This is a genomic window from Ruegeria profundi, assembly GCF_049800715.1.
Taxonomy (GTDB): domain Bacteria; phylum Pseudomonadota; class Alphaproteobacteria; order Rhodobacterales; family Rhodobacteraceae; genus Ruegeria; species Ruegeria profundi_A.
This window is the reverse complement of the sequence record NZ_JBNAFO010000009.1, coordinates 72062-96352: the sequence shown is the minus strand read 5'-3', so window position 1 is coordinate 96352 and position 24291 is coordinate 72062. Positions and strand designations below refer to the sequence as shown.

The following is a 24291-nucleotide window of genomic DNA, read 5'->3' as shown; positions in this document are numbered from 1 at the left end:
CTGATGAGCAGCGCCTCTTAATGCGCTTCGGCCCAGTTCGCCCCCTGACCGGCGTCCACAACCAATTTCACGTCCAGCTTCACGGCAGGGTCTGAGGCACCCTCCATCACGTCCCGCGCAACGCCGATCACCTCATCCACCGCATCTTCGGCGACTTCGAACAGCAATTCGTCGTGGACCTGCAGCAGCATTTTGGCCGGCAACCCATTGATCGCTTCTGGCATCCGCACCATCGCGCGCCGGATCACATCTGCCGCCGTCCCCTGAATCGGGGCATTGATTGCTGCCCGACGCGAGAACCCGGCATGAGGCCCCTTGGCGTTGATCTCAGGCGTATGGATCTTGCGTCCGAACAAGGTCTGCACATAGCCATTCTCTTTGGCGAAGGCGACCGTGTCGTCCATATAGGCTCTAATACCAGGGAAACGCTCAAAATAGCGGTCAATAAACCCTTGTGCCTCGGCCCGCGGAATCCGTAGATTTCGCGCCAGACCAAAGCCCGAGATGCCATAGATCACACCAAAGTTGATCGCCTTGGCTTGACGGCGGATATCCGGCGTCATCTCATCCAGTGGCACTTCGAACATCTCCGACGCGGTCATCGCGTGGATGTCCAACCCGTCGGCAAAAGCCTGTTTCAACGCCGGTATCTCAGCGATATGCGCCAGAATCCGCAACTCGATCTGGCTGTAGTCGAGACTGACCATCACATTGCCCGGCTCAGCGATGAACGCTTCGCGAATACGACGGCCTTCCTCGGTCCGGACGGGAATGTTCTGCAGGTTTGGATCGGTCGAAGCCAAGCGCCCTGTGTTCGCGCCGGTGATCGAATAAGACGTATGCACGCGGCCCGTGTCTGGGTTGATATGGGTCTGCAGCGCATCCGTGTAGGTCGACTTCAACTTCGACAGCTGCCGCCAGTCCAGTACCCGGCGCGGCAATTCATGCTCGGTCGCGAGGTCCTCAAGAATATCGGCCCCGGTCGAGTACTTCCCGGTTTTACCCTTCTTGCCACCTTCGAGGCCCATCTTTTCGAACAAAATTTCACCCAACTGCGCGGGCGAGCCGACATTGAAGTTCTCACCGGCCAATTCGTGAATTTCAGCCTCTAACCCGGCCATTTTTTGCGCGAAGGCGTTCGACATCCGGCTGAGGACATCGCGATCCACCTTGATGCCGTGCATCTCCATTTCTTTGAGAACCGGCACCAGCGGGCGTTCGAGCGTTTCATAAACCGTCGTCACCTGAACCTGATGCAGCTGCGGCTTGAACAACTGCCACAGGCGCAGCGTGATATCCGCATCCTCGGCGGCATAAGCTGTGGCCTCATCAATCGGCACCTTGTCGAACGTGATCGCAGACTTGCCCGAGCCCAGCAGAGGTTTGATCGGGATCGGCGTGTGGCTAAGGTAGCGCTCGGACAGAGTATCCATTCCATGCCCATGCTCACCGCCATGCAGGGCGTAGGACATCAGCATCGTGTCATCGATCGGAGCCACCTCGATGCCATAGCGCGCAAAGATCTTGGCATCGTATTTCATATTCTGCCCGATCTTGAGGATCGAGGGGTCCTCAAACAGCGGCTTCAGCAGTGTAAGAGCCTCATCCAGCGGCATCTGCCCCTCGGCCAGCGCATCCGAGCCGAACAGATCATCCGCCGATCCGTCGCGGTGGGTCAGTGGGATATAGCAGGCCTCACCGGCTTCGATACAAAGCGAAATACCGACCAGATCGGCGATCATTTCGTTCAGCCCGGTTGTCTCGGTGTCTACCGCAACCCAGCCGCGTTCATAGACCTGATCAATCCACTTCTGCAAAGCGCCCGCGTCCCGCACGCATTCGTATTTCGACGCGTCAAACGGAAGGGCCTCGACCTCTTCCGCCTCGACCGGCGCGGGCGCATCGGCGATGACCGGGGCCTCAGCCCCTAGCTTGTCGGCAATCCGTTTGGTGAGGGTGCGGAACTCCATTTCTGCCAGAAAGCCCAGCAAGGTGTCGGGGTCAGGGTCCTGAACCTCAAGGTCGTCGAGAGTGAAATCCAGCGGCGTGTTCTCATCTAACTGCACCAACCTCTTTGACAGCTCGATCTGATCCCGCTTTTCGATCAGGGTCTGGCGGCGCTTGGGCTGTTTGATCTCTTCCGCGCGGTCCAGCAGGGTTTCCAGATCACCATACTCGTTGATCAAAAGGGCCGCCGTCTTGACGCCGATCCCAGGGGCCCCCGGCACGTTGTCAACGCTATCCCCTGCCAGCGCCTGCACATCGACTACGCGATCTGGGCCGACGCCGAACTTCTCGAAAACGCCATCTGTATCGATGCGTTTGTTCTTCATGGCGTCCAGCATTTCAACGCCGCCGCCGACCAACTGCATCAGGTCCTTGTCCGAGCTGACGATGGTCACGCGCCCACCAGCCTCGCGCGCCTGCACGGCCAGCGTGGCAATGATATCGTCCGCCTCATAGCCCTCAAGCTCTTTGCAGGCGATGTTGAAGGCCTTCGTCGCCTCACGGGTCAGCGGCATCTGCGGCCGCAAATCCTCGGGCATCGCCTCGCGGTTGGCTTTGTAGAGGTCATAAAGATCGTTGCGGAACGTATGCGAGCCCTTGTCGAAAATCACCGCAACATGGGTCGGCGCATCGGGGCCGGCATTTCCTTCGACATATTTCTGCAGCATGTTGCAGAAGCCCGACACAGCGCCAATTGGTAAACCATCCGACTTGCGCGTCAGCGGAGGCAGCGCGTGATAGGCCCGAAAAATAAAGGCCGATCCGTCGATCAGATGCAGGTGACATCCTTTTCCGAAATTGCTCATGCGCGTGCTCCCTGTCGGTCAGGGACGGTTCTGCCACAGGGCCGCGCGACTGACCAGTGAGGAACGTCAGTTAACCGCCAAAGAGGCTGCCAAACACATCCGAGAAACTGTGAAGCAGCGCCATGATGACCAGCGCGCCTAGGAAAGCAAAAAACGCCATCGCGAAGAACTGAAACAGGATAGCGCCGACGCCAATACTCACTCCGGCGATGGCAGGCCGCATCCGTTCATGGCGCAAAATGCCAATAACAGAGACGACAATGGCCAAACCGCCCAGCATGGCGACACCGATTTGTAAGAAATCGTCCAGATCGCGGGTTTGGGCGACAGGTTCGGGCTGCTCGAGACCTGCAGCGGCGCGCAGGGTGGATTTCCCAAGCTCGGCTGCCAGCTCCCCCAGTGACACGCCGGTGGATTGCTGCGGCGCGAAAGGCCCGGCCCCAAATACGAACAGCGCGGCGAACAAGGCCATCGCTGCAAGACAAAACCCGGTCCAGCCGAACACTGGGTTGGCAGTCTCAGTTGCAGTTATGTCGGTCATCACACTCACCTGCGTTGGTCTCAGCGAGAGTTACCATGACAAACGCGGCGAGATTGGGGCGGCACCCGTTTGGGCGAGCAATCAGTTTTGCTCTGTGCCCTTCAAGACATATTTGCAATCGCAATAAGGGCATTCGACCCATCCGGTGTCTTCCGGAATCTGCAGCCACACCCTCGGGTGTCCCAACGCGCCTTCGCCGCCATCACAGGCAACACGAGAAGTTTCCACGATCTTCGTTTCCGGCGCTTCGATTGTCACGGCTGGCGATCCTTCACTGGTTGTCGGCCTCGCGGGCATGCATTAGGTGCGTTTATGAGCGATGAGCAAACCGGGGGCAAGAGCCACATGAGCGATGCGGCAATCAGGATCGAAGGGCTGCGCAAGACCTATCGCGGCGGCAAAGGCCAGCCCGAGAAAAACGCTTTGAAGGGCGTTGACCTGACCGTTCCGCGCGGGTCGGTCTTTGGCTTGCTTGGTCCCAACGGGGCCGGGAAGTCGACCCTGATCAACATCCTTGCCGGGTTGGTGGTGAAATCTTCCGGCCATGTTTCGATCTGGGGATATGATCAGGACAAGAACCCACGCTCGTCCCGCGCCGCCATCGGTGTCATGCCGCAAGAGCTGAACCTTGATCCCTTTTTCACCCCCCGAGGCGCGTTGGAGGTTCAGGCCGGTCTCTATGGCGTGCCCAAAGCCGAACGCCGCAGTGATGAGATTCTGGAACTGGTGGGCCTCAGCGACAAGGCCGAGGCCTATGCCCGCACACTGTCCGGCGGGATGCGGCGTCGACTGTTGCTGGCCAAGGCGCTGGTGCATCACCCCAAGATTCTGGTGCTGGACGAGCCGACGGCGGGTGTGGATATCGAGCTTCGCCAGATGCTCTGGGCCAATGTGCGCAAGCTGAACGAGCAAGGCATGACCATCATCCTGACCACGCATTACCTGGAAGAAGCGCAAGAGATGTGCGACGAGATCGCCATCATCAATCACGGTGAAAAGATCACCCAGGACAGCACGGCCAACCTGCTAGGCCGCATGGACAGCCGGACGATGGTGATCGCCCCTGACAGCCCCGTCACCGCTTTGCCCATGACGGATGGTGTCGAGGCCAACCTGCGCGACGATGGCAGCCTTGTGCTGCAGTATCGCAGCGCCCAGACCAGCGCCGAACAGGTTCTGGAATCGGTGCGTGCCGCCAATATCCGCATCCGCGACGTCCGGACCGAAGAAGCAGACCTCGAGGATGTGTTCCTTGCGCTTACCTCATCGCGTGCGGATGGCACGCCGGTCGAGGATCAGGATCAGCCGCGCCGCGGCATGCACCGGGTCAAGCTTTAGGCCCGATCGATCCGCGCCTGATAGCAATTGTTCCGCGCTGATCGGACGTGGATGTAGGCGATGTCCGGTTTGGCAAAGATATCAGCGATTTTGACTCCGATCTGGTCCGTAGGCGTGATGGCACCCGTGCCGTAGACGATCCGATCATCCTTACCATAGCCCTTTATCAGGTAGTCGGGGGAAGAGGTCAGGATCTCCGGCATTTCATCGCCTTCGTACCGTTCGCATGGTTTGGCGCACAGGAAGATCGGGCCGGTTTCGGCATAAGGATGTGGCTCTAAAAAGGGCCTGTGCGCCAAAATCAGCATGTCCTGCCCCTCGGGGATGTTCTGTAAGCAATGACGACAGGGATTGCCTGCGCCGGAGGAAACAGCCGGCTCAGGCGTGGCACCGTAGGCGTCCGGCCCGCCCGACTGCAGGGCGCGAACTTCGTCAGTGGGGAGTGCGGTGATCTTGAACATTTTGGGTCTCCTTTTTTCCCAACCATGCCCACCTGATCAGCCGCAAGCGACCCGGTTCCTGCGCAAAGGACTCGAAAAAGAACAAAACGTGAATATAATTGAGAATCGCCATGTATGCCGAGCTGTCGATCACGTCAAACTTCACCTTCCTCACCGGGGCCTCTCACCCCGAGGAGTATATGGAGCGTGCTGTGACCCTGGGCCTGCCCGCCATCGCGATTGCCGATGACAACTCGGTCGCCGGGATCGTCCGTGCCCATACCAGAGGGCGCGAGATCGCCCGCAAGGTCCGCGAACGGCTGGAGTGGGAGGCGCAGAACACGCGCCTAGGCCCGCCCTGCCCCGATCACATCCCCAAACCGCCGTCCTATCCGATCCACGCGGTCCCCCGCCTGATCCCGGCAGCGCGGCTGATCTTCACCGACGCGCCCGCCGTCACCGCTCTGCCCCTGAACCGACAGGGCTGGGGAAACCTGTGCCGTATCCTGTCCAAAGGCCGCCTGCGTGCGGAAAAAGGCGATTGCATCCTGCACCTGTCTGACCTGCTGGAGTTTTCCGACGGCCTCCACCTGCTGCTCTGGCCACAATCGGGCCGGTCAAAGGGCGGCGCGAGCGCGTGGCGGACACAGACGCAACAGCTAACGCGCCGCTTTGGTGGGCGGATGCATCTGCTGATGCACCCTCGCTATGATGGCGCGGATAGTACATATTTCTCTTTGTTAGAGACTGAATCCAAGCAACTCGATATCCCCACCCTCGCCAGTGCCGCGCCGATGATTCACCACGGCGCGCGTCGCAAGCTGGCCGATGTGCTGACCGCCATCCGCCTGCGCCGCAAGGTCGATGAGCTGGGCCGCGACGCGCTGGCCAATGGCGAACAGCGGTTGCGCTCCGAGGGGGAAATGCTGCGTATCTTCAAAACTCACGAGGAGGCGGTCACCCGCGCCCATGACCTCAGCGAACAGCTCACCTTCTCGCTTGATGAACTGCGCTATGAATACCCCAGCGAAGGTAGTGAACAGGAAACCCCGACCGAACGCCTGCACCGTCTGGCACATGAAGGACTGCAATGGCGCTATCCAGCAGGCGCGTCCGAGAAGGCGAAAAAGATGCTGGCGCATGAACTCGCCCTGATCGGTAAGCTGAAATACGAACCCTATTTCCTGACCGTCCGGGATATCGTCCATTTCGCCCGCTCGCGCGATATCCTGTGTCAGGGGCGCGGCTCAGCGGCCAATTCGGTGGTCTGCTTCTGCCTCGGCATCACCGAGGTCAGCCCCGAGATGGGCACGATGGTCTTTGAGCGCTTCGTCTCCGAGGCCCGCGACGAGCCGCCCGATATCGACGTCGATTTCGAACACGAGCGCCGCGAGGAGGTGATCCAGCATATCTATGACCGCTATGGCCGCGAACGCGCGGGCCTCTGCGCCACGGTTGTTCACTATCGCGGCAAGCGTGCCATTCGTGAGGTCGGCCGCGCCATGGGTCTGACCGAGGACACGATCTCGGCCCTGTCCTCACAGCTCTGGGGCTTTTTCTCGACCAAAGGGCTTGAGGCGCATCGGATGCGCGAAATCGGTCTCGACCCTGAAGATCGACGGCTAAAACAGACTCTAATGTTGGTCTATGAGATCGACGGCTTCCCCCGTCACCTGTCACAACACGTGGGTGGCTTCATCATCACCGAGGGGCGGCTGGACGAACTTGTCCCAATCGAGAACGCCACGATGGAGGGGCGCACGGTCATCTGCTGGGACAAGGATGATATCGACTCCTTGGGTATCCTGAAGGTCGATGTCCTCAGCCTCGGGATGCTCACCTGTATCCGCAAGGCGTTCGACCTGATCGGACAGCATCATCAGACCGGCTATACCCTCGCCACCCTGCCGCCCGAGGACCCCGAAGTCTACGATATGCTGTGCAAAGCAGACTCTATTGGGGTGTTTCAGGTGGAAAGCCGGGCGCAGATGAACTTCCTCCCCCGGATGCGGCCGCGCAATTTCTACGATCTGGTGATCGAGGTCGCCATCATCCGCCCCGGCCCGATTCAGGGTGACATGGTCCACCCCTATATCCGCCGCCGGAACGGAGAGGAGGAGGTCAGCTTCCCCTCGGACGCGTTAGGTGATGTGCTGGGCAAAACACTGGGTGTGCCGCTGTTTCAGGAACAGGCGATGCAGATCGCCATTGTCGGCGCGGGTTTCACCCCGGAACAGGCGGACAGGCTGCGACGCTCCCTCGCGACCTTCAAGAAGCACGGCAATGTCAGCGAGTTCCGCGCGCTGTTCTTACGCGGGATGAAGCGCAACGGGTACGAGCAGGATTTCGCGGAGCGCTGTTTTTCACAGATCGAAGGGTTCGGGTCTTATGGCTTCCCCGAAAGCCACGCGGCCAGCTTTGCGCTGCTGGTCTATGCCTCGGCCTGGATCAAATGCCACCATCCAGGCATCTTCGCCTGCGCGCTGCTGAACTCGCAACCGATGGGCTTCTATGCTCCGGCCCAGATCGTGCGAGATGCCCGCGAACACGGGGTTCAGGTACGACCGGTCTGCATCAATGCCAGCTTCTGGGACAATGTAATGGAACCCGACGGCCATGGCGGGCTGGCCCTACGGCTGGGGTTCCGCCAGATAAAAGGCCTCAGCGAGGAAGACGCCAGCTGGCTGACCGCTGCACGGGGCAACGGCTACACCCAAGTGGATGACGTCTGGCGCCGCGCAGGATTGGGGCCGTCGGTGATCGAACGTCTGGCCGAGGCTGATGCCTTCGCCGCCTGCGACCTGACCCGGCGCGAGGCTCTGTGGCAGGCCAAGGCGATCGCGACCGCCAAACCTCTGCCGCTGTTTTCACAGGATCTGGAAGGCGAGACGCTGGATGAACCCGAAGCCTACCTGCCGCAGATGACATTGGGCGAACAGGTGGTCGAGGATTACGTTGCCACACGCCTCAGCCTGAAGGCGCATCCGGTGGCCCTGATCCGGCATCTGCTGACTCCCGAGCCGCGCGACAAAACCACACCTGTTGCCTGACCTAAGCCCCGGATATCTACCAGTCTAGAGTCGAAATCTGAGACCATTATGACCAGACCCACCTTGCCCCCGCGCTTTCCCGCAACACCGGACCAGATCAACGCGCAGGTCCACGCTTTCTATGCCCGCGTGCGCGAGGATGCCGTTCTGGGGCCGGTGTTCAACAAGCACGTCCATGACTGGCCCGCGCATGAGGACAAGATCGCCGCCTTCTGGCGCAACGCCATCCTTTTTGAGCGCAGCTACAACGGCAATCCGCAGCGCGTCCACAGCGAAAGACCCGACGTGCAGCCCGAGATGTTCGCCCGTTGGCTGGACCTGTTCGAAGAGGTCGCCACCCAAACCCTACCCGCTGAGATCGCCACCCCTTGGGTTGCGCTGGCCCGACGGATCGGTGTGGGGATGAAGGCGGGCGTGCAATCCGCCCGACAGCCCAAGGACGCGCCGCCGATCCTGCGTTGATCTCACAACATGGCGGCTTTGCCGTGTTAGCGGTAAAATAGGGGCTATGCGGTCCGGGAAAATGCGTCTACTCAGGGAAAAGACAGCCCATTTGGCTGCGCCGGCTTAAAGCCACCACACCGACATCACCTGAGGCCAGATCATGAGCACTCAAAACACCACCCTCCGGGGACTTGGTTTCGCGTTTTTGGGATTCGCGGTTTTTGCCAGCCATGACGCGCTGATCAAAGTGCTGGGCGGGACCTACTCGGTGATGCAGATCATCTTCTTCGCCACGTTGTTTTCCTTTGTGCCTATGGCAGTGACGATCCTGACAGACCGCACGACCGGGAATTTCCTGCCACACCACCCATGGCTGGTCTTGCTCCGGTCGGCGCTGATGGTCACATCCATGGTCTGCGCTTTCTATGCCTTTTCGGTCCTGCCTCTGGCCGAGGTCTACTCGCTGCTGTTTGCCTTCCCCCTGTTCGTCACAGTGCTATCGATTCCGATTCTAGGAGAGGTCGTGCGTGTCCAACGTTGGGCCGCGGTTGGTGTCGGGTTGATCGGTGTTCTGATCGTCCTGCGCCCCGGCGCAACGGATATCACGCTCGGCCACATGGCCGCCCTGACAGCCGCGTTTTGCAGCGCGTTAGGCTCTGTTCTGGTGCGCAAGATCGGGAATGAGGAACGCTCGGCCGTGCTGATCCTCTACCCGATGCTGCTGGCGATCGTGGTCATGAGCTTGATGCAGCCGGCAGTCTACCAGCCGCCTTCGCTGCTGCATCTGGCGATGATGGCACTGGTCGGCGTGTTCTCGGTGATCGCACAACATCTGATCATCCTGGCCTATCGTGCCGCGCCAGCGGGCGTCGTGGCCCCCAGCCAATACAGTCAGATCATCTGGGCCACCTTGTTCGGCATGATCTTCTTTGGCGAACACCCGGACGGCTGGGTCGCGGTCGGCGCAAGCGTCATCATCGCCTCGGGCATCTTCGTCGTCTGGCGCGAAAGCCGGTCGAACACCACCTCGGTCAACACGCCGGTGCTGCGAGTGCGGTCACCGCGATCGGATACGGGTGCATCGCGACCCGGCGAATGAAAAACGGCGCGCCAGACAGCGCGCCGCTTAGGCAAATTCAACGGGTTTAGAGCCTTAGTAGACAACCACCGAGCGGATGCTCTCGCCTTTATGCATCAGGTCGAAACCGTGGTTGATGTCATCCAGACCCATGGTGTGGGTGATCATCGGGTCGATCTCGATCTTCCCTTCCATGTACCAGTCGACGATCTTGGGTACATCGGTCCGGCCCCGCGCGCCGCCAAAGGCGGTGCCGCGCCAGGAACGTCCGGTGACCAGCTGGAACGGACGGGTCGAGATCTCGGCGCCGGCAGGTGCAACGCCGATGATGATCGACTCACCCCAACCCTTATGCGCTGATTCCAGTGCATCGCGCATCACCCCGACATTGCCGGTCGCGTCGAACGTATAGTCTCCTCCGCCCTTGGTCAGGTTTACCAGGTAGGGCACCAGATCACCTTCGACCTCTTTCGGGTTAACGAAATCCGTCATGCCGAATTTGGTGGCCATTTCGACCTTCGATGGGTTCAGGTCGACACCGACGATCTGATCGGCTCCGGCAAGGCGCAGGCCCTGGATCACGTTCAGACCGATACCACCCAGACCGAACACGATGGCACGGCTGCCGATTTCCACTTTGGCGGTGTTGATCACAGCGCCAATGCCGGTGGTGACACCGCAACCGATGTAGCAGATCTTATCGAAGGGTGCGTCCTCACGCACTTTGGCCAGTGCAATCTCAGGCAGAACGGTATGGTTGGCGAAGGTCGAGCAGCCCATGTAGTGCAGGATCGGGTCGCCATCCAAGGTCGAGAAGCGCGAGGTGCCATCGGGCATCAGGCCCTTGCCTTGAGTCTCACGGATTGCCTGACACAGGTTGGTCTTTGGATGCAGGCAGTATTCACACTCCCGACATTCGGGTGTGTAGAGCGGGATCACGTGGTCGCCCGGCTTCAGGCTGGTGACGCCCGGGCCGACCTCGACCACGACGCCTGCGCCTTCATGGCCCAGAATGGCCGGGAAAAGGCCTTCGGGATCCGCGCCGGACAGGGTGAATTCATCGGTATGGCAGATGCCGGTGGCCTTTACTTCGACCAAAACCTCGCCCGCCTTGGGGCCTTCGAGGTTCACCTCCATCACTTCCAAAGGTTTGCCAGCCTGAACGGCGACGGCTGCACGGGTGCGCATGGTGCTTGTCTCCCAGTCTTGTTTGACCCGACCCTGCGTCAAATGCAGGGTGTTTTCAACTCCACTTTCATGGCAGATTGGCTAAACATTTGATATTGCAGAAACGACATTGTCATACTGGGGAACGCCAATGCACCGATTTATCCCGATCCTGATCCTTCTGGCCGCCTGCGCCGAAACCTCGACCTTGGAAGGAGCAGACCTTGAGCCCGAGGCTGCGCCTGTCGATCTGGCCTTCTGCAAAGGCGATCCGTTTGCGGATTCCATCGGCCAGCCGGTTTCGACCATTCAGGCCAACCTGCCCGAGCGCGCGCGGGTGTTAGGACCCAATGACATTGCGACACAAGACTACCGCATCGACCGGCTGAATGTCTTCGTAAACGGGGCGGGCATCATTCAGCGCCTGACCTGCGGGTAAGCGTGGACTCCGGCGCTGATTCTCGGATAAGAACAAAATGGGAACATTTTGATGTCTACCGATGCCAAAACGCCGAATACTTTCACTCTGGTTTCCCCGTCTGGGGGCTGAACGGCTGATCCGCGCCGCGCGGGGGCTGCATGTCGGGCCTTTGGCTGTAGTGGCCGAGCAGTCGAACATGCAGGTGATCACCTCTCTGAACGCGGAAGCTCAGGCCGCCGGGCTGCAGGTGGGCCAGCCGGTGCGCGATGCACATGCCATGTGTGCGTCCCTGATCACGCGGCACCGCAATGCCCCGGCCGAGGCCGCGTTCCTGACCGCGCTGCGCCGCTGGGCAGGCAAGTTCAGCCCTTGGGTGGCCGAGGAATCGCCGGACGGGCTGATCGTTGACCTCTCGGGCTGCGCGCATCTGTTTGGCGGGGAAGAAGCGTTGCTACGCGTGCTTGAGGTCGACTGCGCCGATATGGGCCTGAGCGTGCAGATGGGCATTGCAGACACATTGGGCGCGGCCTGGGCGCTGGCGCGCTATGCTGGGCAAGAGGCCATCTCCGACCGCAACGGCGACGCCATCAGTCAAGAGGCCCGCGCCACCCGTGCCCGAGCCAGCAAGCGACGACACTGGACCAAGGGCGGGGCCGCGCCGCAGGTGGTGGCCTTGGGCGGCGGGGCGCGGATCGCCGCGCCGGGGCAGTCTTATGGCGCGCTCAGCCCGCTGCCCATCGCGGCGCTGCGGCTCGAGGATCAGGTGGTTGCGCAGTTGAACCGTCTGGGCCTGCGGCGGATCGGGGATCTGCTGGGCCAACCCCGCGCCTCCCTCGCCCGCAGGTTCGGACGTGGGCTGGTCTTGCGGCTGGATCAGGCGATGGGCAGCGCGCCCGAGCCGGTCTCTCCGGCCCGCCCGCCGCATCACTTCGCGGTGCGGATGACTCTGCCCAATCCGATTGGGTTGGTCGAGGATGTGATGGCCGCCATCGACCGGATTCTGCCGACGCTGTGTGCCAAGCTGGAAGAAAAGGGCCGCGGCGTCCGGACCCTGCGGCTTGAGGCCCATCGCGCAGATCAGGCGGCCGAGGTCATCGAGGTTGGGCTGGCCCGGCCAACTCATGACAAACACCGCATTCGTCCTTTGTTAGAGATGAAAATTGACAAGATCGACGCGGGCTATGGCGTTGACATGCTGCGGCTTGAGGCGGTGCAGACGGAACCCATCCACGCCCGCACCATTGCTGGTCATGCCGAGGCCCGCCGTGTGGCCCACAACCGGCTTGAGGGCAACACCGCCGTCGAAGACCTTATGGCCAAACTGGGCGCACGGGTGGGGCTAGAGGTCATCACTCGGCGTCACCCTGCGGCATCGCATATCCCCGAGAAAACCGCGCAGGTGCTAGCGGCGGCGTGGTCCGAACCGGCGCGAGACTGGCCTGCGCCGCCACGCCCGCGCCCCCTGCAGATGTGGCAGCCCGAGCCGGTAATGGCCCCGGAAACCCCGGATGTGCCCTCCGCCTTTCGCTGGCGCGGGCGTGATTGGCAATTGGCACAAGCCACCGGCCCGGAACGGATCGCGCCGGAATGGTGGCTGGATGACCCCAACTGGCGCAGCGGTGTGCGCGATTACTGGGTTGTGGTGACCGAACAGGGCGAGAGGCTCTGGCTGTTTTATGGCCACGGCGGCACCATGTCCGCAGGCTGGTTCTGCCAGGGGCAATTTGGCTAGAAGTCCTAATTAGGGTCTATTTTCCGCGATAAATCAGGATATCGGGCAGATAGTCCAGCAAACGGATCACCCAGGAAAACGGGGCTGGAAAATCGGTGCGGAACCGGCGGCGCGACATCGCTTTGATCACACGCTCTGCCGCATCCTCGGCCGACATCAGCATGGGCATCTTGAAGTTGTTCTTCTCGGTCAGGCGGGTTTTGATAAAGCCGGGATTGACGATCCGAACCGTCACGCCCGTACCCGCCAGATCAAACCGCATGGTCTCGGCCAGCGAGACCAGCGCCGCCTTGCTGGCTGCATAGCCCACCGCCGCAGGCAAACCGCGATAGCCGGACAATGAGCCGATAAGAGTGATATCCCCGCGTCCGGCGCTGACGAAACCCGGCACGGTTTCACCCAACACCCGAAGGGCACCGGTGTAGTTCACGTCGGTCATCGACAAGACCGCCTCGGTATCCCAATCACCGGTGCGCATCGGCTCATAGGCTCCGGCGTTGTAGACGAGACCATCGACCTCTCCGACTTCAGCCACGGCACGGCGCACGGCCTCAAGATCCGTCACGTCAAAAGGCACCGCACGCGCATTGGGAAGGGTCGCGCAGATCTCGGCCAGCCGATCCGCATTGCGCGCCGAAAGGACAAGATGCGCACCACGCTCGCTGAGCGCTTGCGCCAAAGCGCGCCCGAGCCCTTCGCTCGCGCCTACAATCCAATACGTCTTTCCTTCGAAACCGGTCATGCCTGCCCTATCGTGGAACCATGAAACAGCGCCCTGCGCGCGGTTTCGGTTCTGCTTCAGCTATCATGTGTATTTTACGACCAAGCCAACAGGTCGGATCATCCCCAGCTGAGTGAATTTTGCCACGAAGTCACAATATAGTGCGTTGGGAAATATAATCGAACCTGATTGATCCGCGTCAGAACCTGCTACGTATCCCTAGATAAATGTCGCACTTAAGGGGATCACATGTTCGACGAAACGCGAGGCGAGCGCAAGAAAATCGCAGTCATAGGTGCAGGCATTTCAGGACTTTCCGCAGCTTACTACCTTTCAGAACAGCACGATATTACCGTTTACGAGGCCGAACCGCGCCTTGGTGGGCATGCCCGAACTGTGATGGCGGGCAAGAACGGAGACCAACCGGTCGATACCGGCTTTATCGTCTTCAACTACGCGACCTACCCCCACCTGACCAAGCTGTTTGATGAGCTGAACGTCCCTGTCGAGAAAAGCGAGATGAGCTTTGGCGCGACCATCGACAATGGTCGCATTGAATACGGGTTGAACACGCTGCGCACTCTGACAGCCCAGAAACGCAACCTGCTGCGCCCGTCTTACTACAAGATGATCTCGGACATTCTGCGCTTCAGTAAAGAGGCCCCGGATGCGGCGAAGGATGATGACACAACCATCGGAGAACTGGTGGACCAGATGCGTCTGGGTCATTGGTTCCGCCACAACTACCTGATGCCGATGTGCGGCGCGATCTGGTCCACGCCGGTTGAATTTGTGGATCAGTTTCCGGCTCGCTCGCTGGTGCAGTTCTTCCGCAACCACGCCCTGCTGGCCAGTGGGCGCGCCAACCAGCATCAGTGGTACACAGTCAAAGGCGGCAGTATCGAGTATGTGCGCCGGATAGATGCCGCGCTACGGTCGCGCGGATGCGACATCCGTCTGGCGGCTCCGGTAGATCACGTACAGCGGAATGAGACCGGCGTCACGGTCACTAGCCAGGGCGACGCCGATCAGTTTGACGAGATCATCCTTGCGACCCACTCGGACCAATCGCTGGCCATTTTGGGCGACAACGCCACGGCGGATGAGGCCGCGGCCCTTGGCGCGATCCGTTATCAGCCCAATCACGCGATCCTGCATTGTGATAAAAGCCAGATGCCAAAGCGGCGCGCCTGCTGGTCCAGCTGGACCTATCGTTCACAAGCCGGGGATGTTGGCGTGACCTATTGGATGAACCGCTTGCAGAACATCCCGGACAGCGATCCGCTCTTTGTATCGTTGAACGCGTCTTCGCAAATTGACGAGGACAAGATTTATGACCAAGTCGAGTTCGCCCACCCGGTTTTCGACAAAGCCGCGCTGAAAGCGCAGGGACAGATTCGCGACATGCAGGGACAGAATCACACCTGGTACGCCGGAGCTTATAACCGGCACGGGTTCCACGAAGACGGGATCGCCAGCGCGATGCATGTCGTCGACCGCTTGCGCGGCGCCCCGCACATAACCGGAGCTGACAATGGCATTCTTGAAAAAGATCCGGCCATCCATGTGGCCGCCGAATAAATCCACTTTGCGCGTAGCGCTGCTGTCGATCGCCTTACTGTCGAGTGGTGGGGCAGTGGCGTCGCCTCTGTCCAGCGAACTGAGTGATCCCAAGCTTTTGGGCAGCTCGACATTTAGGTTCTTGGGCCTGCCTGTCTATGACGCCAAGCTATTCACGCCTGCTGGAGCGGCTTTCAATTGGACCGAGGATTTCGGGTTGCAACTGACTTATCGAAAAAACCTCGCACAAAAGGCTCTTGTAGAGTCGACGCTGGATGAGATGGCGAGGCAAGGCAATCCCGCGCCGACAAAGGCCCAGCTAGAGACCTGTTTTCAAGCAGTCAGCAAAGGTGACAGCTATCTGGCCATATCCGAAGGACCTAACAAAGTTGGGTTTTGGCGCAATGGTGCACAAACCTGCACACTAACCAACACCGGCATCAAGAAATCGTTCATGTCGATTTTTCTTGGCGACAATACTCGGTCCGCCAGTTTTACACGGCAGTTGAAGGGGCAGTGATGCTGTATCCCCGGGTCAGCCTGTATGCGCTGATGCTCGCTGCGGCGGGTATCCCGCTCTATATTCACCTGCCGCGTTTTGCGGCGGTGAATTTGGGCATTGGCCTTGGGGTGATCGGAACCGTGCTGCTGGTGATCCGGCTGGTCGATCTGGTGCAGGATCCGCTGATCGGCTGGGCCATCGACCGCTGGCCCGGCGCGCAGCTGCTGTTTGCAGCTCTGGCGGCGCTTGGGCTGGCAGTTGGGTTTCCCTTGCTGTTCGGCCTGCCGGACGGGGCCAGCGTCGGCGCGCTGATCGCCATCCTAGTCCTGCTGTTTTCGGCCTACAGCCTGGGCACCATCCTGCTTTACGGCCGCAGCGCAACTTTGGCCAAACAGGCCGACCCGCAAGAACTGATGCGCCTCGCCGCCTTCCGCGAAGGCGGGCAATTGACCGGAGTTGTGCTGGCCGCCAGTGCCCCGGCTCTGTTCGTTGCCTTCGGCGCGCAGGGACAAGGCTATCCCGCCTTTGGCCTGTTTCTGGGCGCGCTGGCGCTCCTAACCCTGATCGTCACCATACCAATTTGGCGACGCATACCCATCACGGGCGAGGGCATTTCATTCACGGCGCTGGGACAATCCGGCGCCCTCCGCCTGTTAGTTCTGGCGCTGATCAACAGCCTGCCGGTCGCCCTGACAGCCACGCTTTTTCTGTTCTTTGTCGAGGACAAACTGCAGCTTTCCGGTATGGCCGGCCCATTGCTGATCCTGTTCTTCCTCAGCGCGGGGGCTAGCGTGCCTCTCTGGGCACGGCTCAGCAATCGGATCGGCCCGAAACAGACCCTGATGATCGCCATGCCGTTGGGCATCGCTTCCTTCATCGGCGCGGCCACCCTTTCGGCCGGAGAGTTGACCGCCTTTGCCCTGATCTGCCTGGCCTCGGGCGCAGCCGCAGGGGCGGATATTGTGATCCTGCCCGCCATGTTTTCCGTGGTGCTGACACGCGCGGGGCTGAAAGCCTCGGCCGCGTTTGGCATCTGGTCTTTCGCTGGCAAGCTGGGCCTTGCGCTCGCTGCCTTTTTCACCCTGCCCCTGCTGGAACGCAGCGGCTTTTCACCTGGTCAAACCAACTCGGCACAGGCTCTAAACACGCTCACATTCGCCTATGCCCTGCTGCCCTGCATCCTGAAGCTGGGCGCATTCGGGATGGTCTTGACCTTGCCTACGGAGGTCCCAGCCAAATGAATACGCTTGTTGTGATTTTGCTCGCCATCCTCGTTGTCGTGGCGGTCAAAAGACGGTTCTTGAGCTTTCGCTCACAATCCCCGGCTGACTATTCGGGAACGGGACCAGAGTTTTCTCTGACCAAACACCTGAACGGAGATATCCTTTCCGAGGGGCTGATCTATGGCCCCAACGGCAAGATGTCGAACAGCTTTGTCGCGCGCATGGTTGGCGAATGGGATGGGAACACAGGCACTCTGGCCGAGTGGTTCACCTATTCCAACGGCAAACAGATGACCCGAAAGTGGTATCTGACATTGGGCACCGGCAACACGTTCACAGCCACGGCAGACGATATTGTCGGTGAAGGCAAAGGCGTGATCTCGGGCTCGACCGTCAAGCTGTCCTATCGGATCATCCTGCCCGAAGACGCCGGAGGGCACACGCTGGACGTGACCGACTGGATGTACCTGACCGAGAACGGGGCGATCATGAACCGCTCAGAGATGCGCAAATTCGGCCTTAAGGTCGCGGAACTGGTGGCAACCATGCGCCCAGCGCCTGAGGTGCAGACCGCGCATGTACCCGGAGCAAACGGGTATGATGCGGATGCTGAAAACAGGCCGCTGCAATGACCCGGTTGCGTTTTCTGATCTCTCTGGTCGCAATCGCCAGCCTTACGTTGCTCGCGGCCTGCTCTGCCAAGCCGCGGGTGCCCAAAAGCTTTCTGTCCGACCGGCAGCTGAACCTCGAAGAGTTCTTCGAAGGCAAAACCGTGGCCTATGGTCAGTTCCAGGACGTTCTGGGCAATGTGCCGCGCCGTTTCTCGGTTGAGATCGACGGCAAATGGGACGGAGAAACGCTGACGCTGGTCGAAGATTTTCTCTACGATGATGGCGCAACCGAACAGCGCGTCTGGACCCTGACCAAAACCGGCGAAGACACCTGGACCGGTACCGCGCCGGGCGTGTTGGGTGTGGCGGAAGGGATCGAGCGTGGCGATACCTTCAACTGGAAATACAAGATCGACCTGCCGATCAAAGAGGGCACCATGCGTGTGAACTTTGACGACTGGATGTGGCTTCTGGAAGATGACCGCCTGCTGAACCGTGCCTATGTTTCGCGTTTTGGCGTCCGTATAGGCGAGGTCATCCTGTTCTTCGAGAAACTGTGACGGCCCGACGGGGCCTCGGCGCGCTGATCCGGCTGCTCAGCCCTGTCGCGGTCATAGAAGATAAACTCATCAACCCAACCGAACATCTTGTTCGACTCGGGCTGACGCGGCTCAGAGGGCGGTGGCGCAGCTTTGGCTTTCACCTGAGCGCGCTCGACCTCGGCCCACAAGAAGAACAACCCACGTCGCGTGCCGTTGAGATGTTCGGGAATTTTTACCCACACCACCTGTGAGGATTTTCCGGATTTCTGCTCGATTTTTGCCCCCGGGTTTTTTGACGCCCTTTGGCCAAAGGATAGCAAATCTAGCTGAATCTGCCAATTTTTTCGAATTCCGCAGGCGGAAATCCACTGGAAAGTCGTCAATTAACACGTTTAAATATATGTGTAATTTATGCAAGCAACCAAAGGTGGTGCTGCGGACCGGAACCGCCAGTTCAACCGCTTCCCGCTTTGGTGGATTTAAAGCAGATCCTCGATAACACGGCATGGACACACAAATGTTTCGCTTGGATACAAGTCTCCCGCTATAGGCGAAAAGCACTCTCATCCACTCCTTCGATCTCTCTGAAAAAAGTGGTGAGCCGTGCAGGATTCGAACCTGCGACCCACTGATTAAAAGTCAGTTGCTCTACCAACTGAGCTAACGGCCCACTCTATTGTCTGGATCTTTACGATCCGTGGCGCTCTTTAAGGCATTTTCCCAACCGGGTTCAAGACCTTATTTTGCACCTCGTTTCGCCAGCGTAATCAGTGTTTCCGGCGACACGATAGGCGGCCTAATTAGGCAGGTGGCGCAGGGGGGTCAAGCCCTTTTTTCAGGAATCGTCACCACAGGGTGGATTCATCGCAGGACCAACGTTATATGCCCGCCATGCAACAGAGACTCGATACCGGTTTGCCCTTCATGAAGATGCACGGGCTGGGCAATGACTTCGTCATTGTCGACGCGCGCGCGCAGGCGACACCGATCAGCGCTGCATTGGCAAAGGGAATCGGACACCGGCAGTTTGGCGTGGGATTCGATCAGTTGGCCGTGATCGAAAACGGAGCGGCCGACGTGCATCTCGTGTTCTACAACGCGGACGGGTCGACCTCGGCCGCTTGCGGGAACGCCACAAGGTGTATCGCCCGTTTCCTGATGGAAGAGAGTGGCAAAACAGACCTGACCCTGACGACCGAACGCGGCACGCTATACGCGAAGGATGCAGGCAACGGCCTGACCTCGGTCAATATGGGGCAACCCCAGTTAGACTGGCAGGACATTCCGCTTGCCGAAGAGATGGACACGCTGGAACTGCCGATTGAGGGCGCGCCCTCGGCAACAGGCATGGGCAACCCCCATTGCACGTTTTTCGTGGACGACGCCGAAGCGATCCACCTGGCCGAGTTCGGCTCGCGTTACGAACACCACCCCCTTTACCCCGAACGCACCAATGTGCAGGTGGCTCAGGTGATCGGACCGGACCACATCCGTATGCGCGTCTGGGAGCGGGGTGTGGGCATCACGCTGGCTTCAGGGTCTTCGTCCTGCGCCACGGCCGTTGCTGCGGCCCGGCGCGGTCTGACGGGGCGCAAGGTGCAGATCGAGCTGGACGGCGGCACAATCTGGATCGACTGGCGCGATGATGGCGTCTGGATGACCGGGCCGACCTGCCATGTTTTCTCAGGCACTCTGACCCCAGAATTCCTGAGGTCACTGGGATGAGCGCCCCCAAATTCACCACTCTGGGCTGTCGCCTGAACGCCTATGAGACTGAGGCGATGAAAGAGCTGTCTCAGCAAGCGGGTCTGCAAGATGCAGTGATCGTCAACACCTGCGCCGTGACAGCCGAGGCGGTTCGCAAGGCCCGGCAAGAGATTCGCAAGCTGCGCCGCGAAAACCCCAATGCACGCCTGATCGTGACCGGATGCGCCGCGCAGACGGAACCGCAGACCTTCTCGGCCATGGACGAGGTTGATGCCGTGATCGGCAATACCGAGAAAATGCAGCCTGACACCTGGAAAGGCATGGCGGCTGATTTCATCGGCGAGACCGAAACCGTTCAGGTCGATGACATCATGTCGGTCACCGAAACAGCAGGGCATCTGATTGACGGGTTCGGCACCCGCTCACGCGCATATGTGCAGGTCCAGAATGGCTGCGACCATCGCTGCACCTTCTGCATTATCCCCTATGGCCGCGGGAACTCTCGCAGTGTGCCGGCTGGAGTGGTTGTGGATCAGATCAAACGGCTGGTCGACAAAGGCTATAACGAGGTCGTCCTGACCGGTGTTGATCTGACCTCATGGGGCGCTGACCTGCCTGCTCAGCCCAAACTGGGCGATCTGGTCATGCGCATTCTGAAACTCGTGCCCGATCTACCCCGCCTGCGCATCAGCTCGATCGATTCGATCGAGGTAGACGAAAACCTGATGCAGGCCATCGCGACCGAGCCGCGACTGATGCCGCATCTGCACCTGTCCCTACAGCATGGCGACAACCTGATCCTGAAACGGATGAAACGCCGCCACATGCGCGATGACGCCATCCGTTTCACCGAAGAGGCGCGCAACCTGCGCCCCGACATGACCTTTGGTGCCGACATAATCGCTGGCTTCCCCACGGAAACCGAGGCGCATTTTGCAAACTCCCTCAAGCTGGTTACAGACTGCAACCTGACCTGGCTGCACGTCTTCCCTTACTCCAAGCGCGAAGGCACGCCAGCAGCGCGCATCCCGCAGCAGGTCAATGGCAAGATCATCAAGGACCGCGCCGCCCGTCTGCGCAAGGCCGGGGAGGCGCAGGTCGCCAAACATCTATCAGCCCAGATCGGTCAAACCCATCACATCCTGATGGAGAACCCACATATGGGCCGCACCGAACAATTCACTGAGGTCAGTTTCGACACCGCCCATCCCGAAGGTCAGATCGTCACGGCGACGATTACCGGGCAAACAGAAACCCAATTGCAAGCCTGATCCGCTCTTCATCTGGCCAAAAATACCCCGTTGGGGTGAGTGGCGAAAAAGAAATTGTCCAGTGGACGATTTCAGCCGCGAACGGGCGGAGCCCCGGAATTGGCCGCAGGCCAAGAGGGGCTGGCCCCTCTGCCCCCTCAAAAAGAGAAACCCCCGCAACCGGATAGGCGCGGGGGTTTTCAATTTCCAAAGCTCAAAAGCTTCACTGCTCGCGCAGCTTGCCCTTATGCGGTGCCCACAGGCGCTTATTGACCAGATACAGCAGCACCGACAGGACGGTCAGGAAGATCACGCCGACAAAACCGGCGTTCTTACGATCCGTTAGCTTGGGCTCAGCGGCCCACATCAGGAAGGCTGCAACGTCTTCGGACATGGCTTCGACAGTGGCCGCGTGGCCATCGGCGAATTCAACCTGATCTTCGGACAGCGGCGGGCCCATCGAAATCCAGCCTCCGGGGAAGGCCTTGTTTTCGTAAAGGATCGTGCCCGCCTCTTCCTTCTCTTCACCAGTGTAGCCGTCCAGCAGAGAGGCGATGTATTCCGCGCCGCCCATGCCTTTGACCAGCTGGTTGATGCCAAGACCGTAGGGGCCGTGGAAGCCCGCGCGCGCTTTGGCCATCAAGCTCAGGTCCGGCGCGCCAACACCGTTGTTCGCCGGGAAGTGGTCAGTTGGGATCGCCGGGCGGAAATCGTCCAATTCGGGGTCGAAAACCTCGAAATTGTCCGCCGCATAAGTGATCACCTGCTCTTCACTGTAACCCAGCGCTTCCAGATCGCGCAGAGGAACGTATTGCAGGCCGTGGCAGGCCGCACAGACTTCGGTATAGACCTGAAGACCGCGTTGCAGCTGGTTCTGGTCCCAGGTTCCAAACGGACCCTCAAACGAGAAGTCGAAATCCTCGATGTGAGTGTCATAGTCACCTGCCGCAAAGGAAGCGGCAGGGGCAAGGGCCAGGGCAAACGCAGCACCGATTGCAAGTTTCTTGAACATGTTTCCGGTCCCTCTTCTTACTCGGCCGGCGTGGCGTCGGCGTCAGCCTTGCCATAATGCGCGTTGAAGTCTTCTTCGATGGTCTCAGGCGGAGCCAGAGGTTTCTCGATCACGCCAAGCAGCGGCAGGATTACGAGGAAATACGCAAACCAGTACGCAGACGCGATCAGCGAGAAGGTCGCATAGGGCTCTTCCGCAGGCATCGCACCCAGCCACATCAGGGCAAAGAAGTCGATGATCAGCAGGTAGAACCACCATTTGAACATCGGACGATACCGACCCGAACGTACAGTCGAGGTGTCCAGCCAGGGCGCCAGGGCCATGGCCAGGATCGCACCGAACATCGCCAGAACACCGAAGAATTTCGCATCAATGATGCCGCCGGTGATGAAGCTGGCGAACTGAACAACCCAGACCTCGCCGGTGAAGGCGCGCAGGATCGCGTAGAACGGCAGGAAATACCATTCGGGCACGATATGTGCAGGCGTCACAAGCGGGTTGGCCTCGATATAGTTATCGGGATGGCCCAGATAGTTCGGCATGAAGCCCACGATGGCCCAGAACACGACAAGGATGACCGCCAGAGCGAACAGATCCTTGATCACGAAATACGGCCAGAAGGGCAGCGTGTCTTTCTCGGCCTCGGCCTTTGAGCCGCGACGTACTTCAACACCCGTAGGGTTGTTGTTGCCGGTGGTGTGGAAGGCCCAGATATGCACGATAACCAGCGCCGCAATGATGAACGGCAGCAGATAGTGCAGCGAGAAGAAGCGGTTCAGCGTGGCGTTATCCACTGCGGGTCCACCCAGCAGCCATGTCTGCAACGCATCACCCACAAACGGGATCGCGCCAAACAGGCCGGTGATCACGGTCGCACCCCAGAAGGACATCTGGCCCCAGGGCAGAACGTAGCCCATGAAGGCGGTGCCCATCATCATCAGGTAGATCAGCATACCGATGATCCACGTGATCTCACGCGGGGCCTTGTATGAGCCGTAGTAGAGACCACGGAACATGTGAATGTAGACCGCGACAAAGAACAGCGACGCGCCGTTCATGTGCAGGTAGCGGATGAAATAACCACCATTCACGTTACGCATGATGTGTTCGACGCTGGCGAAGGCCAGATCGACATGCGGCGTATAGTGCATAACCAGCATGATGCCGGTGACGATTTGCAGCACCAGGCAGAAGGCCAGAACGATGCCCCAGATCCACATCCAGTTCAGGTTCTTGGGTGTGGGAATCATCAGGGTGTCGTACATAAGGCCGACGATAGGCAGGCGGCTGTGCAGCCACTTTTCGCCGTTTGACTTCGGCTCGTAGTGATCGTGGGGAATGCCGGACATAAGTTGGGTCTCCCTTAGCCGAGTTTAATGGTTGAAGCGTCGACCCACTCGACCGGTGGGATCGGCAGGTTCTCTGGCGCGGGGCCTTTGCGGATCCGGCCTGCCAGATCGTAGTGCGAGCCGTGGCAGGGGCAGAACCAGCCGCCAAAGTCGCCGGCATCACCCAGAGGCACACAACCCAGGTGGGTACAAACGCCCATCTGAACGATCCACGCGCCCTCTGCCTCGCCTTCGGGCGATGGCATGACGCGGTTTGCGTCGGTCGCGGGTGCATCGGCGTTGATGTTGAAGTTCCGGGCCAGCGGGTCTGGCAGGTTACCTACCGCTTCTTCGTCCTGCTGCTGCGCTTCGGCGATTTCAGCGCCGGTGCGGTGACGGATGAAGACCGGTTTACCCAGCCACTTGACCGTCAGCTGTGTACCCGGCTCAACCCCGCTTACATCCGTACGGATCGAGGACAGAGCCTGCACATCCGCCGACGGGTTCATCTGATTGATCATGGGCCATACCGCAGCACCGGTCGCAACGACCCCTGCGCCGCCCGCGACGTAGTACAGGAAATCTCTGCGGGTGCCTTCGTGGTCTTCTACGTGGGACACGAGGTTTTCTCCGATTGTCTAGCGCCCGTGCGAACGGGCCAATAGCTGGAACCCGGCACGGATGCCGGGTCTTAGCGGAATTCTCTACCGAGCAGAATAGTATTCGTCCAGCGGTGTTGAATGCGCAATACGCCGCATCTGCGTAATTTATCATCGCGCGGGGCAGTCTTTTTGATGTTTCTCGCCCTCAT

23 protein-coding genes and 1 tRNA gene are annotated in these 24291 nt (G+C 59.9%); 14 read left to right on the top strand and 10 right to left on the bottom strand.

The features are described 5' to 3' along the window. Nucleotides 1-17: 17 nt before the first annotated feature. The 3 genes from polA to ACP15L_RS15105 form a co-directional block, all read right to left on the bottom strand. A complete protein-coding gene (polA, locus tag ACP15L_RS15115; RefSeq protein WP_425084809.1) occupies nucleotides 18-2813 on the bottom strand; it encodes a DNA polymerase I in 2796 nt (931 codons plus the stop codon). Nucleotides 2814-2883: 70 nt separating this feature from the next. Beyond that, on the bottom strand, nucleotides 2884-3354 hold the full coding sequence (locus tag ACP15L_RS15110; RefSeq protein WP_425084808.1) for a hypothetical protein: 471 nt from the start codon (nucleotides 3352-3354) through the stop codon (nucleotides 2884-2886). An 81-nt stretch (nucleotides 3355-3435) separates the two neighbouring features. After that, complete coding sequence (locus tag ACP15L_RS15105; RefSeq protein WP_170459503.1) at nucleotides 3436-3612, bottom strand: zinc-finger domain-containing protein; 177 nt, start codon at nucleotides 3610-3612, stop codon at nucleotides 3436-3438. Between the two features lie 87 nt (nucleotides 3613-3699). Here ACP15L_RS15105 and ACP15L_RS15100 point away from each other — a divergent pair, with 87 nt between their 5' ends. Further along, entirely contained in the window at nucleotides 3700-4692 is a 993-nt protein-coding gene (locus tag ACP15L_RS15100; protein WP_425084917.1) for an ABC transporter ATP-binding protein, read from the top strand. On the opposite strand, the gene ACP15L_RS15095 is transcribed toward ACP15L_RS15100, so the two are convergent. Beyond that, on the bottom strand, nucleotides 4689-5153 hold the full coding sequence (locus tag ACP15L_RS15095) for a DUF1203 domain-containing protein (protein WP_425084807.1): 465 nt from the start codon (nucleotides 5151-5153) through the stop codon (nucleotides 4689-4691). The two genes, ACP15L_RS15100 and ACP15L_RS15095, sit on opposite strands and share 4 nt — an antisense overlap. 110 nt (nucleotides 5154-5263) lie before the next feature. Here ACP15L_RS15095 and ACP15L_RS15090 point away from each other — a divergent pair, with 110 nt between their 5' ends. The 3 genes from ACP15L_RS15090 to ACP15L_RS15080 all read left to right on the top strand — a co-directional run bounded on the left by ACP15L_RS15090 (nucleotide 5264) and on the right by ACP15L_RS15080 (nucleotide 9725). After that, entirely contained in the window at nucleotides 5264-8182 is a 2919-nt protein-coding gene (locus tag ACP15L_RS15090; protein ID WP_425084916.1) for an error-prone DNA polymerase, read from the top strand. Between the two features lie 48 nt (nucleotides 8183-8230). Continuing rightward, complete coding sequence (locus ACP15L_RS15085; protein WP_425084806.1) at nucleotides 8231-8644, top strand: group III truncated hemoglobin; 414 nt, start codon at nucleotides 8231-8233, stop codon at nucleotides 8642-8644. A gap of 142 nt (nucleotides 8645-8786) precedes the next feature. Beyond that, the gene (locus tag ACP15L_RS15080) at nucleotides 8787-9725 is read left to right on the top strand and encodes a DMT family transporter (RefSeq protein WP_170379543.1); all 939 of its coding nucleotides are present in this window, start codon (nucleotides 8787-8789) and stop codon (nucleotides 9723-9725) included. Nucleotides 9726-9779: 54 nt separating this feature from the next. Here ACP15L_RS15080 and ACP15L_RS15075 read toward each other — a convergent pair whose 3' ends face one another. After that, entirely contained in the window at nucleotides 9780-10892 is a 1113-nt protein-coding gene (locus ACP15L_RS15075; RefSeq protein WP_425084805.1) for an S-(hydroxymethyl)glutathione dehydrogenase/class III alcohol dehydrogenase, read from the bottom strand. Between the two features lie 130 nt (nucleotides 10893-11022). Here ACP15L_RS15075 and ACP15L_RS15070 point away from each other — a divergent pair, with 130 nt between their 5' ends. Together ACP15L_RS15070 and ACP15L_RS15065 are read left to right on the top strand one after the other, a co-directional pair. Next, nucleotides 11023-11310 (top strand): I78 family peptidase inhibitor, encoded by a 288-nt coding sequence (locus tag ACP15L_RS15070; RefSeq protein ID WP_425084804.1) that lies wholly within the window; start codon nucleotides 11023-11025, stop codon nucleotides 11308-11310. A 61-nt stretch (nucleotides 11311-11371) separates the two neighbouring features. Then, nucleotides 11372-13024 (top strand): DUF6504 family protein, encoded by a 1653-nt coding sequence (locus tag ACP15L_RS15065; RefSeq protein ID WP_425084803.1) that lies wholly within the window; start codon nucleotides 11372-11374, stop codon nucleotides 13022-13024. A 16-nt stretch (nucleotides 13025-13040) separates the two neighbouring features. Here ACP15L_RS15065 and ACP15L_RS15060 read toward each other — a convergent pair whose 3' ends face one another. Continuing rightward, the gene (locus tag ACP15L_RS15060; RefSeq protein WP_170692298.1) at nucleotides 13041-13766 is read right to left on the bottom strand and encodes an SDR family NAD(P)-dependent oxidoreductase; all 726 of its coding nucleotides are present in this window, start codon (nucleotides 13764-13766) and stop codon (nucleotides 13041-13043) included. A gap of 228 nt (nucleotides 13767-13994) precedes the next feature. Here ACP15L_RS15060 and ACP15L_RS15055 point away from each other — a divergent pair, with 228 nt between their 5' ends. From ACP15L_RS15055 to ACP15L_RS15030, 6 genes are read left to right on the top strand one after another with little or no spacing between them, the layout of a single operon-like run. Beyond that, complete coding sequence (locus ACP15L_RS15055) at nucleotides 13995-15326, top strand: NAD(P)/FAD-dependent oxidoreductase (RefSeq protein ID WP_425084802.1); 1332 nt, start codon at nucleotides 13995-13997, stop codon at nucleotides 15324-15326. Further along, nucleotides 15280-15825, top strand: coding sequence for a hypothetical protein (locus ACP15L_RS15050; protein WP_425084801.1), 546 nt, complete (start codon nucleotides 15280-15282; stop codon nucleotides 15823-15825). The genes ACP15L_RS15055 and ACP15L_RS15050 overlap by 47 nt, the downstream gene beginning before the upstream one ends. Continuing rightward, on the top strand, nucleotides 15825-17048 hold the full coding sequence (locus ACP15L_RS15045) for an MFS transporter (RefSeq protein ID WP_425084800.1): 1224 nt from the start codon (nucleotides 15825-15827) through the stop codon (nucleotides 17046-17048). The genes ACP15L_RS15050 and ACP15L_RS15045 overlap by 1 nt, the downstream gene beginning before the upstream one ends. Further along, entirely contained in the window at nucleotides 17045-17662 is a 618-nt protein-coding gene (locus tag ACP15L_RS15040) for a DUF3833 domain-containing protein (protein WP_170555287.1), read from the top strand. Before ACP15L_RS15045 ends, ACP15L_RS15040 begins: the two co-directional genes overlap by 4 nt. Further along, a complete protein-coding gene (locus tag ACP15L_RS15035) occupies nucleotides 17659-18201 on the top strand; it encodes a DUF3833 domain-containing protein (RefSeq protein WP_425084799.1) in 543 nt (180 codons plus the stop codon). Before ACP15L_RS15040 ends, ACP15L_RS15035 begins: the two co-directional genes overlap by 4 nt. Next, a complete protein-coding gene (locus ACP15L_RS15030) occupies nucleotides 18198-18434 on the top strand; it encodes a hypothetical protein (protein ID WP_425084798.1) in 237 nt (78 codons plus the stop codon). Before ACP15L_RS15035 ends, ACP15L_RS15030 begins: the two co-directional genes overlap by 4 nt. A 343-nt stretch (nucleotides 18435-18777) precedes the next feature. Here ACP15L_RS15030 and ACP15L_RS15025 read toward each other — a convergent pair. Further along, a tRNA-Lys gene (locus tag ACP15L_RS15025) sits at nucleotides 18778-18853 on the bottom strand. Between the two features lie 212 nt (nucleotides 18854-19065). On the opposite strand from ACP15L_RS15025, the gene dapF reads away from it, so the two are divergent. Together dapF and mtaB are read left to right on the top strand one after the other, a co-directional pair. Continuing rightward, complete coding sequence (gene dapF, locus ACP15L_RS15020) at nucleotides 19066-19908, top strand: diaminopimelate epimerase (protein ID WP_425084797.1); 843 nt, start codon at nucleotides 19066-19068, stop codon at nucleotides 19906-19908. Then, nucleotides 19905-21161: a tRNA (N(6)-L-threonylcarbamoyladenosine(37)-C(2))-methylthiotransferase MtaB gene (gene mtaB / locus ACP15L_RS15015; RefSeq protein WP_425084796.1), complete on the top strand. Its 1257-nt coding sequence runs from the start codon at nucleotides 19905-19907 to the stop codon at nucleotides 21159-21161. The genes dapF and mtaB overlap by 4 nt, the downstream gene beginning before the upstream one ends. Before the next feature lie 202 nt (nucleotides 21162-21363). Here the strand turns inward: mtaB and ACP15L_RS15010 are convergent, their stop codons facing one another. The 3 genes from ACP15L_RS15010 to petA are packed head-to-tail and all read right to left on the bottom strand — an operon-like array spanning nucleotide 21364 to nucleotide 24100. Continuing rightward, nucleotides 21364-22152, bottom strand: a complete 789-nt coding sequence (locus tag ACP15L_RS15010; protein WP_170640648.1) for a cytochrome c1 — start codon at nucleotides 22150-22152, stop codon at nucleotides 21364-21366. A 17-nt stretch (nucleotides 22153-22169) separates the two neighbouring features. After that, entirely contained in the window at nucleotides 22170-23501 is a 1332-nt protein-coding gene (petB, locus tag ACP15L_RS15005) for a cytochrome b (RefSeq protein ID WP_170379706.1), read from the bottom strand. 14 nt (nucleotides 23502-23515) lie between these two features. Further along, nucleotides 23516-24100, bottom strand: a complete 585-nt coding sequence (gene petA, locus ACP15L_RS15000) for a ubiquinol-cytochrome c reductase iron-sulfur subunit (RefSeq protein ID WP_170379708.1) — start codon at nucleotides 24098-24100, stop codon at nucleotides 23516-23518. Nucleotides 24101-24291 lie beyond the last annotated feature (191 nt).

Bases quoted from the DNA above. Each gene is read 5' to 3' on its own strand.
- ACP15L_RS15085 (WP_425084806.1), top strand. From the start codon at position 8,231: ATGACCAGACCCACCTTGCCCCCGCGCTTTCCCGCAACACCGGACCAG.
- ACP15L_RS15075 (WP_425084805.1), bottom strand. From the start codon at position 10,892: ATGCGCACCCGTGCAGCCGTCGCCGTTCAGGCTGGCAAACCTTTGGAA.
- mtaB (WP_425084796.1), top strand. From the start codon at position 19,905: ATGAGCGCCCCCAAATTCACCACTCTGGGCTGTCGCCTGAACGCCTAT.
- ACP15L_RS15110 (WP_425084808.1), bottom strand. From the start codon at position 3,354: ATGACCGACATAACTGCAACTGAGACTGCCAACCCAGTGTTCGGCTGG.
- ACP15L_RS15050 (WP_425084801.1), top strand. From the start codon at position 15,280: ATGGCATTCTTGAAAAAGATCCGGCCATCCATGTGGCCGCCGAATAAA.
- dapF (WP_425084797.1), top strand. From the start codon at position 19,066: ATGCCCGCCATGCAACAGAGACTCGATACCGGTTTGCCCTTCATGAAG.
- petB (WP_170379706.1), bottom strand. From the start codon at position 23,501: ATGTCCGGCATTCCCCACGATCACTACGAGCCGAAGTCAAACGGCGAA.
- ACP15L_RS15070 (WP_425084804.1), top strand. From the start codon at position 11,023: ATGCACCGATTTATCCCGATCCTGATCCTTCTGGCCGCCTGCGCCGAA.
- ACP15L_RS15040 (WP_170555287.1), top strand. From the start codon at position 17,045: ATGAATACGCTTGTTGTGATTTTGCTCGCCATCCTCGTTGTCGTGGCG.
- ACP15L_RS15045 (WP_425084800.1), top strand. From the start codon at position 15,825: ATGCTGTATCCCCGGGTCAGCCTGTATGCGCTGATGCTCGCTGCGGCG.
- ACP15L_RS15090 (WP_425084916.1), top strand. From the start codon at position 5,264: ATGTATGCCGAGCTGTCGATCACGTCAAACTTCACCTTCCTCACCGGG.
- ACP15L_RS15065 (WP_425084803.1), top strand. From the start codon at position 11,372: ATGCCAAAACGCCGAATACTTTCACTCTGGTTTCCCCGTCTGGGGGCT.
- ACP15L_RS15060 (WP_170692298.1), bottom strand. From the start codon at position 13,766: ATGACCGGTTTCGAAGGAAAGACGTATTGGATTGTAGGCGCGAGCGAA.
- polA (WP_425084809.1), bottom strand. From the start codon at position 2,813: ATGAGCAATTTCGGAAAAGGATGTCACCTGCATCTGATCGACGGATCG.
- ACP15L_RS15095 (WP_425084807.1), bottom strand. From the start codon at position 5,153: ATGTTCAAGATCACCGCACTCCCCACTGACGAAGTTCGCGCCCTGCAG.
- ACP15L_RS15055 (WP_425084802.1), top strand. From the start codon at position 13,995: ATGTTCGACGAAACGCGAGGCGAGCGCAAGAAAATCGCAGTCATAGGT.
- ACP15L_RS15035 (WP_425084799.1), top strand. From the start codon at position 17,659: ATGACCCGGTTGCGTTTTCTGATCTCTCTGGTCGCAATCGCCAGCCTT.
- ACP15L_RS15100 (WP_425084917.1), top strand. From the start codon at position 3,700: ATGAGCGATGCGGCAATCAGGATCGAAGGGCTGCGCAAGACCTATCGC.
- ACP15L_RS15010 (WP_170640648.1), bottom strand. From the start codon at position 22,152: ATGTTCAAGAAACTTGCAATCGGTGCTGCGTTTGCCCTGGCCCTTGCC.
- ACP15L_RS15080 (WP_170379543.1), top strand. From the start codon at position 8,787: ATGAGCACTCAAAACACCACCCTCCGGGGACTTGGTTTCGCGTTTTTG.